The sequence below is a fragment of the Bradyrhizobium sp. CCBAU 53351 genome (assembly GCF_015291745.1).
Classification (GTDB): domain Bacteria; phylum Pseudomonadota; class Alphaproteobacteria; order Rhizobiales; family Xanthobacteraceae; genus Bradyrhizobium.
The window spans coordinates 1,484,747-1,499,237 of record NZ_CP030059.1 but is presented as its reverse complement, the minus strand read 5'-3'; the positions used below and the strand labels follow the sequence as shown (position 1 = coordinate 1,499,237).

Sequence of the window (14,491 nt, the reverse complement as noted above, 5' to 3'; positions counted from 1 at the left end):
CCCGCTCGCGGGAGAGGTCGCGCCCCGCGCGCTACCACCAGTTTCGCTGCATCGGCTGCGTCGATTGATAGTACTGGTACTGGCCGCGCTGCCGGCGCGGATTGGCCGGCTGCACGTAGGGATCGCGCTGGTAGAAGAAACCAAAACCGTTGCCGCCGTTGTCCCAGCCGTCGTCGCTGGCGATCATGGCCGGCGCGGTCGGCTTGCGCGTGATGAAGCCGCCTTGCGGCTGGTCGCTCAGCACCGCGACGAACTCGGTTCGGTAATTGGTCTCGGCGCTCAGCGGCTCGTCCGAGATGATGATCGAGGAGCGCGGCAAGGCGGTCGGCCCGATGCGATCCCACACGTCCTGCGGGATGGTGATGCGGTCGAGTGCATTGCGGGCCTCGTCGCCGTTTTCGATCGTGACCACGCTCCAGCGCAGGCCCGTATCTGTCTTCGCCATCGCCGTGAAGATGTGGGTGCCAAGCGGCTGCTCGGGATTGCGGATCGTGACGGGAACCTCGATGCTGGTGTCGAACACCTCGCCGCCGCCGTCGGGCGCCGGCTTGTGGGTGTTTCGCCGCACATAGAGCTTCTGCGTCGAGCGGCTGATGTAGACCGAGACAGGCTCGCCCGCGAGCTTGGCGTCGGTCGCGGCCTTCACCGCCTCCGTCTTTCTTGCCGCCGCGGCCTTCGCGGCGTCCTTGGTCGCGGCCACGGCATCGCGCTTCGGCTGCGCGGCGGCCTTGGCGGTGTCGAGCAGCGTTGTCGCGTCGGCAGCCTTGGTCGCGGCCTTCTGCTTCAACTCCTCGGCCTTGGCGCGGGCCTGATCGGTCTTGGCGTTCGCGAGCATCTTGTCGGCAAAAGCGAGCTCGGCATCGGCGCGGGACTTCTGCTGCTCCAGCTTGCGCAGGGCTGCAGGAAGCGAGGCAGCTTCCTTTGCAGCGATGGACGCAGCCTTCTTGGCCTCGTCGGCGGCCCTCGTCGCCTCCTCGGCCTCGAGGGAGAGCTTGTCGGCCTGCCGCGGCACGGCCGCGATCGCTTCCGGCTTCGGCACGAACAGCGAAGGATGAGAGATCTCGGTCGGGACCGAATCGTGGGGCGAGATGATCACACGCATCCCGATATAGGTCTTGTCGAACAGGTTCTCGGCGAAGCCGAACGGCATGCGCACGCAGCCGTGCGATGCGGCATAGCCGGGCAGCGGTCCGCCATGCAGCGCGATGCCGTTCCAGGTGATGCGCTGCATGTTCGGCATCCAGGCATCGTCGTACATGGTCGAGCGATGGTCCTTGTCCTTCTCGACGATGGCGAAGACGCCCGCCGGGGTCTCGCGTCCCGTGGTGCCCGTCGAGACCGGCGCGCGCAGGATCCAGCCGTCGGCATCGTAGAACGTGACCTGCTGGCTCTTGATCGACACGATCGCCATGATCGGCTCGCCGGCCTGCCGCTGCGCCACCGCCTCGGCCGGCTGGCGCGCCTGCTTGGCCGCGCTCGCCGGCGCGACCGCCGCAAGGACGGCCATTGCCGCCAATGTCACAATTCCGGGAGGCCCCCGACGCCGCATCGCCTTGGTGGGTTGCGCCATCGTCATCAGGTGTTTCATGCCATCCTCGGTCGAAATGCCGGCCCGCTCATGCCGATCATGCATCAGATTGCGATCATTGAATTAAGAAACCGCAGCCGCCTTACGTTCCGTCTGTGGCGATATTCGGCACGTCCGGGCGACAAATCCCTCTTATACGACGGCCGGAGCCGGCGGAAGGTCGGTTACCCCCGGGCCGCTCCGAAGCCGGTGGCGGCCGCTGCGGCAGAATGTCCGCCTGGTGCCGGCGAAGACGCGCCCGTCAGACGCCCAGGGCCTTGCGGTTGAAGGTCCGCAGGAAACGCAGCGAGAGGGTCCGGACATTGGCGACGTTGAGGAGCCAGGCCGCCGCGGCATAGGCCAGGCCGCCGGCCAGGCTGACGATGATGAGCGCCACGAGGCCGGTGCCGCCGGCCTGCGAACGCGCAATGAGGATGGCGGCGGCCATCGCCGCGGCCGAAACCGCGACCCCGGCGAGCCGGTTGAGATCGAACGGGACCGGGTGGGCGCGATGCATCAGGACGACGGCAACGAGGAAACCGATCGCCTCGGTGGCGAGCGTTGCCCACGCCGCGCCGTAGATGCCGTAACCGGCGACCAGCGCGACCATCAGCACCACGCTGACCGCCAGCGTGAGAAAGGATTGCGCCGCCAGCATGAAGGGGCGCTCGGCGAGCTGGAAGCTGATCTGAACGTAGAACTGATTGGCGATCCCGAAGAAGCGGGCAAGCACCAGGATCGGCAACAATGCCGACACGCCGGCGCGGAAGTCGACGCCGACGAGCGTGCCGGCAACCTGATCCGCCGCGAGCGCGAGCCAGACGGCGACGGGCGCGACCACGACGAGCAGGAGCTCGAGGCTTTCGGTCAGCCGCTCCCGCGTCGTCTCCCTGTTGTTCTCGGACGAGGAACGGAAGACCAAGGGCACGGTCGCCGCGGCGACGCTGGAGGCGATCATCACCATGAACTGGCGCGGCAAATCGGCGGCGACGCCGAAGATGCCGGCAGCGTCCTTGCCGAGCAGATAGGCGACGATGAGCCGGTCGCAGGCCGAATAGACCGCAACGGAGAGTCCGGCCAGCGTCAGCGGCAGGCCATAGCGCGCCAGCTGCATGAACTGGCTGCGCTGGAAGCGCGCGATTTTGCTGCGGTCGCCGACGAGATTGAGAATGATGCCGGTGAGCGAGCCCAGGCCGAACGCCGCGAGCAGCCCCAGTCCGCCCCAGCCGAACCAGATAGCGACGAGGCCGAATCCGACGCTCGACACGCTGCGCACGATCGAGATCGCGGCGAACCGGTAGGGACGCAATTTCGCGCGCTCGAACTCCTGACCGACATCGACGGCATTGGCCATGATCGCGACGAACATGCTGGCAAGCAACAGCTCGACGCTGACGTCGCTGCGGAACAGGAAGACCAAAGGCGTCGTGGCGCAGAGCACCGCGACCGTGAGTCCGAAGGCGACCATCGCCGTGCCGCGGAAATCCACCTCCGCCGACATCGCCTGATAGCGCGACACCGACAGCTTGATCCAGGCGAAGAAGATCGCGCCCAGAATGCCGGCGAGGCTGAGGCCGACGACATAGACGCCGTACTCCGCCGGCGTCAGCAGCCGCGTATAGGCCGTGACGGCGAAGAAGCCCACCGCCGCGGGCAGGATGTAGGCGACCAGATAAATCGAGAAATGGCGGTTCAGCATGCGAGCACGGGACCGGCAGCGGTCTTGCGAATATGACGGCTGTTAATCAATGGGACCTTGGCGGGGCGAACGAACTGCGCCGCAGCATCGCGCAAGAGTGTCACATAAGTCTGCAGATCGGGCGGCAAATGAGGCTTTGCAGCCGCTTTCACGCGTTAGCGTTAAATTTGCCCTTCCGGGAATGACGAGGCGCGATCATGGAAGGAAACCATGACGAGCGGACGGCAGAGGTTAACCCAACGAGGTGAAACCCGGGCGTTGCAGGGCATCGCTTGGTACGATGCTGCGTTGGTTCGAAAAGGACTGCCGTGACCAGGCTCGATAGACGCGAATTTCTTCTCGGCGGCGCCGCAGCCCTCGCGGCGGGCGCTTCTGCGTCGGCGGCACCGGCATCAAAGCTTTCGCAGCGCCGCCCCGGCTTTGGCGCGGCCGCCACGCTCTGGGACCTGCAAGCCGACCCCAGGCTCGGCGAAGCCATCAGCACCTATTGCACGCAGGTCGTGCCGGTGCTCGAGCTGAAATGGCCGATGCTGCGACCGAACGCGCACACGTTCAATTTCGAGCGCGCCGACGCGATCCTGGATTTCGCGCGGGACAATGATTTGACGATGCGCGGCCACGCGCTCGCCTGGTATCACGACATTCCGGACTGGACCAAAGAGATCAAGAACACGCGCGGCGTCGAGCGCGCCTATGTCGACCACATCGGCACCGTCGTCTCCTACTACAAGGACAAGCTGACCTCGTGGGACGTCGTCAACGAGCCGATCCCGGACAATCCGCGCAGCCCCAAGGACCGGCGCGACACGTTCTGGACCCAGCATCTGGGCCAGGGCTGGATCCCGCTGGCGTTCCGCACGGCGGCCGCGGCCGATCCCTTCGTCAAGTTCGCGATCAACGAATATGACATCGAGTCGGCCAAGGACTCGTTCATTGCCAAGCGCGCGGCGTATCGCAACCTGATCATGGACCTGCTCGACCAGGGCGTCCCGCTGCACGCCGTCGGACTGCAATCGCATCTGCATGCCGAACTCGAGATCGACACCCATGGCCTCGCCGAATTCGTCACCGAGCTGCGCTCCTGGGGGCTCGAGGTGCTGGTCACCGAGCTCGACGTCGACGATCAGAAGCTGACGGGAAATCCGGCACAGCGAGACGCCATCGTCGCCAAGCGCGTCGACGATCTCCTCACCGCGATCTCGACCAGCGGACCGGTGCGTTCGATCCTGACCTGGGGACTCTCGGATCGCTATAGCTGGATCAACGGCGTCTTTGCGCGCGCCGACAAGCAGCCGAACCGCCCGCTGCCGCTCGACGGCGAATTCAAGCCGAAGCCGTTCATGGACGTGATCAGCAAGTTCACGAAGGATGCCTGACGGCGCCGGATCTCAGCGCGCCTTCGGAACCACGAATTCGACCGCATCGTCCATGTGGTCGGGTGCGAGGCTCGGAGCCCGGCGATCGCGCGAAGAGAGGCGGAACACGTCGCGGATGTCGTCGACCGAGGTCGAGGAATAGGACTGGATGCAGAGCGCGACCTGCCCGGGCGACGCGGCGCGCATCATCGCTTCGATGGCCGGTCGGTCGAGCGGGGTGTCGTCCCAATGCGAGACCGCGATGCTGTCTTCCGTGACCCGGTGGGTGGCCAGGTGCGCGGGCGAGTTCGCGACGAAATGGCCGTACATCAGATATTCCGAGAACTTCTTCTTCCGGCACAGCGCCAGGACCCAGTTCAATCCCGTCGCCGATTTGATGGCGTCGGTCATGGCGCGCGCGGTGTCCTTGTCCCAGACCAGCGCGTTGCCGACGTAATCGTCGGCGGGGAAGGAGCGATCCTTGATGCCGAGCAGCTGATCGACGGTGCGCAGCCACAACCCATGCAGCGGGTGATCAGCGCCGATGTCGGCCGGCGTGACGAACAGCGGCGTCTTCTCGGCGCCGGCATATTGGCCGACGTCGAATTCGCGGAAGAACAGATTGTCCGAATCCAGGATGCAGACGCGCTGCTCGGGCGCGTTGAGGACGCCGGCGATCTTCAGGATCTGCTGGATGTGCCAGCCGTGCACCGGCGAGGACAGCAGCGACAGCCAGACACGCCGCTTGCTGATGAACTGAAGTGCCGGCGGCAGGGCGAACAGCCATTTCGGCAGGTAGCGCGAGGCCGGAATGATCACGCGCTTGTCGGAGGCGAAGCGCTCGAACAGCGGCACGTCCTCATCGTTAACGAGAACATAATGCTTGGTGTATCCCGTCAGCCAGGTGTCGATGCTCTCGCTGAGCAGCGAAAAGCGCTCGATATCCTTGGCATAGCTGGCAGTCAGCAGGGCAACGGAATGCATGGCGCGCGCTCGGATGGCAATCAGGCCGCACTCATAGCCCCACCGGAAGACGGGGGAAACTCACAAACGGAATCAAGGTAAAATGAAACGAAGTGTTAGCGATCCGGCGGCAGGTCCCGCCCGGTCCCGCGAAAGCGCAGCGGCGAGGTCGGCGGTGGGTTGCCACCAAACGGCGACGCAGTCGTCGAGGACGGACTGCGGTCAGATCACGGATGACTACGGGTTCACCCGCCAAAACTATGAATGATCAAGTTGCGGCTTGATTATTCGACGTCACCGCGCAAGATATTCGCACGTTTTGATTTGGACGATTTTTTTCAAGGGGGGAGTGTTATGGGTTTGAGCAAATTTACCAAGGGTACCTCGTCGGGCGACAGGGACCGCGAGGCTCTCCAGAAGCCGCTGGGGACCAGGAAGAAGTAGAATTCACCGGCCGGGACGCCGTACGAATCCTCAGGCTTCACTTTTCGGAAGATCGGTCGCTTGCGTGTCGAGTTGGGGTCTCGCACAAGCTTGCGCCTGTAAGCCGGCCTGCAAATCGACAAGAATTCGCCCGGGTGGGCCGCTAGAAGCGGCTGCTTGGTTGATTCTTGCTCAGTTGTTTCTTCCGTCGGGACGAGGGATTTGCCCTGCCTGACGCAAAAGGCCCAATTGATGGCGAACGACAGAATTGAACTCTTCGTCGGACTGATCGAGTCCATTGACGCGCCGGGCGCGGTCGAGACGTGCCGGCGGCTGCTCTCGGTCGACGAACGGATCCGGGCCGATCGCTTCATGTTCGAGCGGCATCGGCGGCAGTATATTTTCGCGCATGCCATGCTGCGCCTGGCACTGTCGCAGGTCGCCACCAACGTCGCGCCGTCCGACTGGTCCTTCGGGGCCGGCCGCTACGGGCGGCCGTTTGTCGCAGCGCCTGCAACCTCGACCGCGCTGCATTTCAGCCTGTCTCATGCCGACGGCTGCGTCGCCTGTGTCGTGTCGCGGCATGAGACCGTCGGCATCGACGTCGAGACCGTCTCGCGGCGGGTGGCGCCGCTGTCCACCGCGCATCGCTTCTTTGCGCCGGAGGAAGTTGAGACGCTGCGCGGACTGCCGGAGCCCGCCGCGATCGAGCGCTTCTTCGATTACTGGACGCTCAAGGAAGCCTATCTGAAGGCCAGGGGCTTTGGCCTCAATCTGCCGCTCGACGCCTTCGCGATGCAGGTGTCGCGCGAGGCCATCGAGATCAGCTTCAAGCCCGATATCGCCGACGATCCCGACGGCTGGCGCTTCTCGCTGTGCTCGCCATCGCCCTCGCATCGCCTTGCGATCGCCGACGGCTCCCGCGCGAACGGCGGCCTTCCCATCAGCCGCAATGCCTGGCCGCTGCAGCAAGCGGCCGAATGACGCGCGCGGAGGCGGGTCTCACCTCGCCTCTTCGAATCCCGCCAGCACCGAGGTCAGGTTCGCACCCAGAATATCCGAGAGATAGCCGCCCTCCTGCACGAGCACGGTCGGCAGGCCCATCCTGGCGATGGCCTGGCCGATCCGGCGGAAGCCGGGCGTGGTGACGGCGAGGCCCTTGAGCGGATCGTGTTCGGAGGCATCGAGGCCGAGCGCGACGACGAGCGCGCCGGGGGCAAAGGATTCGATCGCCTTGCGCGCGGCGTCCAGCGACTGCATGTAGCCGTCATCGCCGGTGCCGATCGGAAGCGGAATGTTGAGATTGGTGCCGAGGCCCGGCCCTTCGCCGCGCTCATGGCCATAGCCCCACACATAGGGATAGTACGCAACGGGATCGGCATGGATGGAGATCGTGTAGACGTCGGGCCGGGCGTAGAAGATGCCTTGCGTGCCATTGCCATGATGGACGTCGACGTCGAGGATCACGACGCGCTCGTGCTTCTGCCGCAGATGCGCCGCCGCGATCGCGCTGTTGTTGAGGAAGCAGAAGCCGCCGGCCATGTCGCGATAGGCGTGATGCCCGGGCGGACGGCAGAGCGCGTAAACCGCGCCCTCGCCGTCCATCACCATCTGCGCGGCGGTAACGGCGACGTCGGTCGCGGCACAGGCCGCAGCCCAGGTGCCCGGACCGATCGGCGCGGCGGTGTCGGCGGTGTGCCAGCCGAGCTTGCCGACGATGTGGGTCGGGTAGGTCGCGGGATGCCGCACCGGGTGGATGTTGCCGATCATCTCCGGGCCGGAATCGCCGAGCGCGGTCCATGCGTCCCAAGCCTCGCTCAGGAACGACAGATATTCCGGGCTGTGGATGCGTGCGCGAGGTCCCTGCCCGAATGCGGTCGGCTCGACCAGCTGGTGCTTGCCGTCCTTCAATCCCTTGAGCAGGCGGTCGGCGCGCTCCGGCTGCTCGGTGGTGCGCTTGACGACACCGCGGACCAGGAAGAATTGCGGATCATGGCTGCGGTGCAGTTCGGTATGGACGGCTTTCACTCAAACACTCCGTGCTCGCATGCGCTTCAGGGGCAGCAGATGTCTTGATCCCCGTGGCGGCCAGATGCAAGCAAGAACAATGCCGTCTCGACCGCCCTGCGCCGGAAGCAGGGCGCCGCAGGGCTCAGCAGCGCCCGCGCTGCAGACAGTGCTCGCGGCCCTGCTGATCGGTGCGGAAGGACTCGATGAAGCCGCCCTGGCGCTGGGTGACGAAGACGGTCTTGCCGTCGCTGCCGCCGAAGGCGAGGTTGGTCGGCTCCTTGGCCTTGAGCGCGATCTCGCGCTCGACCGCGCCATTGGGCCTCATCAGCGCAACCGTGCCCTTGAGAATGCGCGCGACATAGAGGCGACCGGCAACGTCGGTGCGCAAGCCATCGACGGTGTCGGGCTGGAATGTCTTGACGAGCTTAGCCGCCGTCAGCTCATTGCCATTGATCGCATAGGACCAGATCTGGCCGCTGCTGGATTCCCCGACATAGAGCGTCTTGCCGTCTGGGCTGAGATCGATGCCGTTGGTGGTGCCCATCGCGCGCGGTGACGCCATCACTTGTCCCTGCACCGTGCCGTCGGCGGCTTTCGCAATCCGCCAGATATAGCCTTCCCTGCCCTTCCAGTTCGGATCGCTCGCATAGATCGTGCCGTCGTGCGCGACCGTGATGTCGTTGGGCTGGTTCATCTCGTCGGAGTGAAACCAGATGCCCGGCTCCGTCGTCCCCTTCGGGATCGCGAAGATGTTGTGCTTCTTGTAGTCGGCGACGAACATGGTGCCGCTGCGGTCGAAGCGGATGGCGTTGCCGACGCTGCCCTCGGGCAGTGCCGTGAACGGCTCCGACGCCGCACCGCCCGCAGGCAGCCGGCCGATGGTGCCGGGCTTGCCGAGATTGACCACGAACAGATTGCCGTCGAGGTCGGCTGCCGGGCCCTCGATGCCGAAGGTGTACTCGCCGGCGGGCGTCACCTGCGCGCTTTCGAACAGCTTCGTCTCCGCTTGCGCGGACGTCGTCGCAACGACGAACAGGACGCTACTGCACAGGCACCAGAAATTCCTGCCGGATGTAATAGCCATCGCCGTCGCTGCACTCGCCATTCAAATAGGGATCGGCCGGCCGGAAGAATCGGCTGAACCCGGGTTTGTCTACAGCGCTGCTTTGTGTCACGACGACGACCTTCCCAGCCGGTATTTCGCCGCATTCCTTGTTGGTCTTGCCAAAGAACTTGCGCTGCGGCGGACCGGGCTTGATGCGCATCCGCGTGCCCGGAACCATTTTGGCAACGAGCAGTTCCATTGTGTCGAGCAGGCGCGCATAACCGGGCTCGGTCTTCGGCAGGCTCTCGCCGCCCGGCGGCATCAGCTTCTCCGCGCCGATACCGCGCAGGCGCGTACGCAGCTTGCCGGACGCGGGATCGCCCGGATAGATCCAGCCGTCCTGCGCCAGCATGAAGCCGAGCACCGCCCTGTCCTTCTCGGCCTCCGATTGACCGCTCTTCAAACCGAAATCCGAATGACAGCCGACACAGTGCCGCTCGACGAGGCCCTTGCGCAGATTGGTCAGCCGGGCGCTGTTCGGCGCGTCCCGGGCGACGAAGGCCGCGAGCTGGTCGATCATCGCCTGGCTGCGCGTGTCGCAGGGCAGCGGCGGCGGGGCTTCGCCTGCGGCCCGATCGATGCGGATCACGCTCTGGTTCTTGTCCTCGACCAGCCAGATCGCGCCGTCCTCCGCGACCGTCATGCCGACGGGCGCGCCTTGCGGCCGCGCGCCGTTGACGCGGTGCCAGCCTGCGATCAATTCCTCGAACGGCGCGGCGGCGACTTCGCCGGCGTCGGTGTGAAAGCTGCGGGTCGGGTCGGCCGCGCAGCTGACGTGATAGCGCACCGGCGCCGGGCTCGGCTTGGGGAAGCCGTGGTCATTGACGTCGTAGACCAGCAGCCGGCTGCCGGTCGGGCGATAGCCGTGCAGGCCGACCAGCAGCTTGCCCTCCAACTCCGGGAATTTGCCGCCGTGATAATAGAGCATCCCAAGCGGCGCCCCGTGCGGAGGCAACAGCGAGAGCGGCGGCTTGTAGAGCGCGCCTGCCGTGCAGAACGATTTGTAGGCACCGGATTGCAGCACGCCCCTGAATTCGGGACTCGGCGTCGACAGATCGTAGCAATAGGGCCAGCCGTAATGCCTGCCCTGCTCGATCGCGTTGATCTCCTCGTTCGGCTTGAAGATGTCGGGCAAGTCGCGGGCGTTCTCGGCCTGCAGGAAGGCGTAGCCGGCCTCGGGGAAATTCGGATGCAGCGCCAGCGCCATCGAGTTGCGCAGGCCGCGCGCATAGACGGTGTGCGGCGGATCGGGATCGCCGGGCTTCAGCACCGGGAAGACGCCGCCCGCAGGCGGGGTGAACAGCCAGATCGAGGCCATGGCGGAAGCGCCCTCGGCCGCCGCGCAAGGCTTCGTGATCGGAGCCGGCGTGATGCAGTCGTCGCTGTGCGAGCCGACATTGACGAACAGCCGCCCGTTCCTGTCGAACACGAACTGCTTGAGCGGGTGCGCGCTCTCCTCGACCCTTGTGCCGTCGGGCAAATTGGCCCGGCGGCCGGGCATGTGACGGATGATGGTTTCGACCGTACTGCGCGGATTGTCGGCGAGCGGATCGAACCGGAAGATCGTCTCGGCGGTCGAGGCGTAGAGCTTCCTGTCCGGGCCGATCGCGAGGCCAAAGGGATATTCGAGCCCCGCAAGCAGCTCCTTGAGCCGCTGCCCTTGCGGCGCGCGCGGATCGAGCAGCAACAGCCGGCCGTCCGCGTGGCCCCAGCCGCCCATATCGGCCACCACGAACAGGCCCTGGCCCGGCAACTGGGCGATCGACCGCGGGAATTTGAGGCGATCCTCCTCGCTGGCGACGAGCCCGGCGCAAAATCCGGCCTTCATGTCGATCTGGATCCTGGGAAAAGCGAGATCGCCGTGGCCGCAGGTGTCCGCGCCGATGGCATAGCCGCTGCGGCGAAGCGGCTGCGATGACGCCACCGAGACAAACCCAAGCAGGGCCGCCAAAACGCCCGCCAGGCCGCCCGCATATGCGCGCAGCCTTCCGCCCTCGCGCCCGGATGTGAAGTAGCTCACGGCGGCCCCCCGGACTTCCAGCGAAAACGTCTTCCATGCCGTCCGAACGCAGTCCAGTCGAACATCACTCGCCTGTGATTAAACCTGTAACGATCTTCGTGCCGACCAATATCCGTACATTCCCTTACCGGGTTCGACCCGAATGTTTCGCGAAGGCTCCGGGTGGTATCGATTTGCCATCCCAGTTGCTCCATCAGGAGGCGCATATGGTCCAGGTCTATTTTCACTGCTCGAATACCGAGGGCACCCTGATCGACCGCTACGGCGCCGCCGTGTCCAATCTCACCGAGGCGCGCGACCGGGCCTCCCAGATCATGCGCTCGATGATCCTGACGCCCAGCAACGAAGACTGGCGCGACTGGGTGATCCACGTCAGCGACGACGACGGCGAGGAGATTTTCGATCTCCCCTTCACCGCCATGCTCGGCAAGCCGCATTGAGGTGATGCCATGTTGATCGCTTCCCTGAGCCTCCTCCGCCAGCCCCTGAGCTTCGTCGCCACCAAATGGCAGACGCTGATCCGGGTCGCGGGTGACCCCTACCGTCCCGAGCTTCACTATATGCGCGGGCCCGGCCCCAAATGGCGCGCCAAGTATCAGGCCAGCCGGCTGAACCGCTCGCTCTGAGCGGCTCTGTTTTCCAACCAGCAGTCTCTCCACTCGTCATGCCCGGGCTCGTCCCGGGCATCGACGTATTTGGATCTGTCTGCAGAACGTGGATGGCCGGGACATAGGCGAGCGCAAGCGACGCCGTCCTTCGGACGGCTATGCCCGGCCATGACGGCGAGGTAGCGAGCCCCTTCTCACCTCCCCGTAAACCTTGCCTTGCGCTTCTCGACAAAGGCGTTGCGGCCTTCGACGGCGTCGGCGCTCTTGCGGATCACCGCCTGGAGCTCGATCTCGCGGCGGAACTGCGCCTCGTAGGTGGCGTGCTCGCTCTCCTCGACCAGCAGCCGTGTTGCCACCAAAGCGCGCGTCGGGCCCTCGGCGAGACGGCGCGCCAGCGTCAGCGCCTCGTCCATCAGCTTCGAATCATCGACGACCTGCCGCACCAGGCCGATCTCCTGGGCGCGCTCGGCCGTCAGCGGCTCGGTCAGCAGCATCAGCTCGAGCGCACGCTGCCTGCCGATCAGTCGCGGCAGCAGCCAGGTCGAGCCGAGATCGGGCACCAGCGCGATGCGGCTGAACACCTGGATGAAGCTCGCCGATCGCGCCGCGACGATGATGTCGCCGGCCATGGCGAGGCTGAAGCCGCCGCCGGCGGCCACCCCGTTGACGGCGACGACGACGGGCACGCAGCATTCGCGCAGGGCCTTGAAGGCCGGCCAGTAGAACCGCATGACGCCGGCCGCGATGTCTTCGCCGAGCGCCTCCGAGGCCTTCAAATTCTGTCCTGAGCAAAATCCGCGCCCGGCGCCGGTGAGGATCAGCGCGCGGATACCTTCGTCACCCGCCATCTCAGCGACGGAGGTGGCCAGCGCGCCGAGCAGGTCCGGCGTCATGGCATTCAGGCTCGCGGGCTCGTCGAGTGTCAGGATTCCGACCGCGCCATCCCGCGCCTGTTTCACACCAGCCATGTTGCGCCTCCCTTTGGATGTTCTCGTTGGCTGCAATGTGCCATTGTCCGCGCGCTCCGCCAAATGCGGGGCCTCGACGTCAACGCAGCACACAAGACGACATCATGCCTCATCAGTTCAGCCTCAACCAAACCGTCCGCAAGCCCGCCGTCACGTCCAAGGGCGGCATCGTCGCCTCGCAATCGCGGCGGGCGGCCGAGGTCGGGGCAGAGGTGCTGGCGGCGGGCGGCGACTGCGTGGACGCGATCGTGGCGACGACCATGGCGCTGAACGTGCTGGAGCCCTGGAACAGCGGCGTCGGCGGCGGCGGCGCGATGGTGCTCTACCGCGCCAAGGAAAATCGTACCGAGGTGATCGATTACGGCATGTGCGCGCCGCAAAGCCTGCGCGTCGCCGATTATCCGCTCAGCGGCGAAGGCGCCGCGTCCGATCTCTTTCCCTGGCCGCGGGTGAAGGACGATCGCAACATCCACGGCCCCGGTTCGATCGCCGTGCCCGGCGTCGTCGCGGGAATGGAAGAGGCGCATCGCCGCTACGCCAGGATGCCGTGGAAGGATCTGGTCGCGCCGGCAGCCAGGCTCGCCGGCGAAGGCCTGCTGGTCGATTGGTGGACCACGGTGACGATCTCGGGCTCGGCAGCCGATCTCAGGCGCTATCCCGCGAGCGCTGCGGCGTTCCTGAAGGACGGCCTGCCACCGAGCGCGCCGTGGGGCATCAAGGCCGAGACCCGGCTGCCGCAGGACACGCTGAAAGCGACGCTGTCGCATCTCGCCGAGGCCGGGCCGCGCGACTTCTACCAGGGCGACCTCGCCAAAAGCATCGCTTCCGACGTCAAGGCCGATGGCGGATCGCTGTCGGTCGAGGACCTCGCCGCCTTCCGCGCGCATCTGCGCGAGCCCTTGGCGATCCCGTATCGCGGCGGCAAGGTGTATGCGACGCCCGAACTCACGGCCGGCCCCACCATGGCCCACGCGCTGCGGCTGTTGCAGCAAAGCTTCAAGCCCGGACGCGCGCCGGACGCGGCCGCCTATGCCGAATATGCACTCGCGCTGCAGGCGGCCTTCCGCGAGCGGCTGAAGGACATGGGCGATGCCGACGGCAAGCGCTCGCTCGGTGCCGAATATCTGGCGCCCGCCTGCACTACGCATTTCTCCGTGGTCGACCGGCACGGCAACATCGCCGCGGTGACGCAGACACTGCTCTCGTCCTTTGGCTCGCGCTATGTGACGCCGCACACCGGCATCGCCATGAACAACGGCATCATGTGGTTCGACCCGACGCCGGGCACGACCAATTCGCTCGCGCCCGGCAAGCGCTGCCTCTGCAACTACACGCCCGTGATCGCCGAGACCAAGGACGGCAAGCGTCTCGCGGTCGGCGCCTCGGGCGGCCGCCGCATCCTGCCGTCGGTGATGCAGCTCGTGTCATTCGCGATGGATTTCGGCATGGATCTCGACGCCGCCATCCATCAGCCGCGCATCGACGCCAGTGAAGGCGCGGTGGTGATTGGCGACGCCCGCTTGCCGGAGGACGTGCGCAAGGCGCTGGCCGCGCGCTTCGACTATGAAGAGACCCGCGTGCAGGCCTTGCCGCAAAAATTCGCCTGTCCGAGCGTGGTGATGCGTGAGGGCGACGTCAATTCCGGCGCGGTCGAGATCTTCCAGCCCTGGGCCGACGCGGTGGCGGAGGGTTGAGCGCGAGCATCGCTGCTTCGATTCTGCCAGCGCGCGTTGAGCGCTCGCGCGATTACGCGTCGAGGCGAGCATCACGCCC

Annotated in this window: 12 protein-coding genes; 5 read left to right on the top strand and 7 right to left on the bottom strand. The window is 65.9% G+C overall.

Annotated features, from left to right (window positions below; genetic code table 11):
• Positions 1 to 31: 31 nt before the first annotated feature.
• Both XH83_RS07225 and XH83_RS07220 read right to left on the bottom strand, forming a co-directional pair.
• The gene (locus XH83_RS07225) at positions 32 to 1,588 is read right to left on the bottom strand and encodes a L,D-transpeptidase (protein ID WP_194406331.1); all 1,557 of its coding nucleotides are present in this window, start codon (positions 1,586 to 1,588) and stop codon (positions 32 to 34) included.
• Between the two features lie 241 nt (positions 1,589 to 1,829).
• Positions 1,830 to 3,266, bottom strand: a complete 1,437-nt coding sequence (locus XH83_RS07220; protein WP_194406330.1) for an oligosaccharide flippase family protein — start codon at positions 3,264 to 3,266, stop codon at positions 1,830 to 1,832.
• Between the two features lie 308 nt (positions 3,267 to 3,574).
• Between XH83_RS07220 and XH83_RS07215 the strand changes: the two genes are divergently transcribed.
• Positions 3,575 to 4,642 (top strand): endo-1,4-beta-xylanase, encoded by a 1,068-nt coding sequence (locus XH83_RS07215; RefSeq protein ID WP_194406329.1) that lies wholly within the window; start codon positions 3,575 to 3,577, stop codon positions 4,640 to 4,642.
• Positions 4,643 to 4,654: 12 nt separating this feature from the next.
• Here XH83_RS07215 and XH83_RS07210 read toward each other — a convergent pair whose 3' ends face one another.
• Positions 4,655 to 5,605 (bottom strand): DUF6492 family protein, encoded by a 951-nt coding sequence (locus XH83_RS07210; RefSeq protein WP_194406328.1) that lies wholly within the window; start codon positions 5,603 to 5,605, stop codon positions 4,655 to 4,657.
• Between the two features lie 654 nt (positions 5,606 to 6,259).
• On the opposite strand from XH83_RS07210, the gene XH83_RS07205 reads away from it, so the two are divergent.
• On the top strand, positions 6,260 to 6,991 hold the full coding sequence (locus tag XH83_RS07205; RefSeq protein ID WP_194406327.1) for a 4'-phosphopantetheinyl transferase superfamily protein: 732 nt from the start codon (positions 6,260 to 6,262) through the stop codon (positions 6,989 to 6,991).
• An 18-nt stretch (positions 6,992 to 7,009) separates the two neighbouring features.
• Here the strand turns inward: XH83_RS07205 and XH83_RS07200 are convergent, their stop codons facing one another.
• From XH83_RS07200 to XH83_RS07190, 3 genes are all read right to left on the bottom strand, one after another.
• The gene (locus XH83_RS07200; protein WP_194406326.1) at positions 7,010 to 8,035 is read right to left on the bottom strand and encodes a histone deacetylase family protein; all 1,026 of its coding nucleotides are present in this window, start codon (positions 8,033 to 8,035) and stop codon (positions 7,010 to 7,012) included.
• A gap of 124 nt (positions 8,036 to 8,159) precedes the next feature.
• Entirely contained in the window at positions 8,160 to 9,101 is a 942-nt protein-coding gene (locus tag XH83_RS07195; RefSeq protein ID WP_194406325.1) for an SMP-30/gluconolactonase/LRE family protein, read from the bottom strand.
• The gene (locus XH83_RS07190; protein ID WP_194406324.1) at positions 9,058 to 11,142 is read right to left on the bottom strand and encodes a sorbosone dehydrogenase family protein; all 2,085 of its coding nucleotides are present in this window, start codon (positions 11,140 to 11,142) and stop codon (positions 9,058 to 9,060) included. The genes XH83_RS07195 and XH83_RS07190 overlap by 44 nt, the downstream gene beginning before the upstream one ends.
• A gap of 206 nt (positions 11,143 to 11,348) precedes the next feature.
• Between XH83_RS07190 and XH83_RS07185 the strand changes: the two genes are divergently transcribed.
• Both XH83_RS07185 and XH83_RS07180 read left to right on the top strand, forming a co-directional pair.
• Complete coding sequence (locus XH83_RS07185) at positions 11,349 to 11,582, top strand: hypothetical protein (protein WP_094973683.1); 234 nt, start codon at positions 11,349 to 11,351, stop codon at positions 11,580 to 11,582.
• 9 nt (positions 11,583 to 11,591) lie between these two features.
• Entirely contained in the window at positions 11,592 to 11,768 is a 177-nt protein-coding gene (locus tag XH83_RS07180; protein ID WP_194406323.1) for a hypothetical protein, read from the top strand.
• 176 nt (positions 11,769 to 11,944) lie between these two features.
• Here the strand turns inward: XH83_RS07180 and XH83_RS07175 are convergent, their stop codons facing one another.
• On the bottom strand, positions 11,945 to 12,718 hold the full coding sequence (locus XH83_RS07175; protein ID WP_194406322.1) for an enoyl-CoA hydratase-related protein: 774 nt from the start codon (positions 12,716 to 12,718) through the stop codon (positions 11,945 to 11,947).
• Positions 12,719 to 12,822: 104 nt separating this feature from the next.
• On the opposite strand from XH83_RS07175, the gene XH83_RS07170 reads away from it, so the two are divergent.
• Positions 12,823 to 14,412 carry a gamma-glutamyltransferase family protein gene (locus XH83_RS07170; RefSeq protein ID WP_194406321.1) on the top strand — a complete coding sequence of 530 codons (1,590 nt, stop codon included), beginning with the start codon at positions 12,823 to 12,825 and terminating at the stop codon, positions 14,410 to 14,412.
• Positions 14,413 to 14,491 lie beyond the last annotated feature (79 nt).

Bases quoted from the DNA above. Each gene is read 5' to 3' on its own strand.
- XH83_RS07185 (WP_094973683.1), top strand. From the start codon at position 11,349: ATGGTCCAGGTCTATTTTCACTGCTCGAATACCGAGGGCACCCTGATC.
- XH83_RS07205 (WP_194406327.1), top strand. From the start codon at position 6,260: ATGGCGAACGACAGAATTGAACTCTTCGTCGGACTGATCGAGTCCATT.
- XH83_RS07170 (WP_194406321.1), top strand. From the start codon at position 12,823: ATGCCTCATCAGTTCAGCCTCAACCAAACCGTCCGCAAGCCCGCCGTC.
- XH83_RS07175 (WP_194406322.1), bottom strand. From the start codon at position 12,718: ATGGCTGGTGTGAAACAGGCGCGGGATGGCGCGGTCGGAATCCTGACA.
- XH83_RS07180 (WP_194406323.1), top strand. From the start codon at position 11,592: ATGTTGATCGCTTCCCTGAGCCTCCTCCGCCAGCCCCTGAGCTTCGTC.
- XH83_RS07220 (WP_194406330.1), bottom strand. From the start codon at position 3,266: ATGCTGAACCGCCATTTCTCGATTTATCTGGTCGCCTACATCCTGCCC.
- XH83_RS07210 (WP_194406328.1), bottom strand. From the start codon at position 5,605: ATGCATTCCGTTGCCCTGCTGACTGCCAGCTATGCCAAGGATATCGAG.
- XH83_RS07225 (WP_194406331.1), bottom strand. From the start codon at position 1,588: ATGAAACACCTGATGACGATGGCGCAACCCACCAAGGCGATGCGGCGT.
- XH83_RS07195 (WP_194406325.1), bottom strand. From the start codon at position 9,101: ATGGCTATTACATCCGGCAGGAATTTCTGGTGCCTGTGCAGTAGCGTC.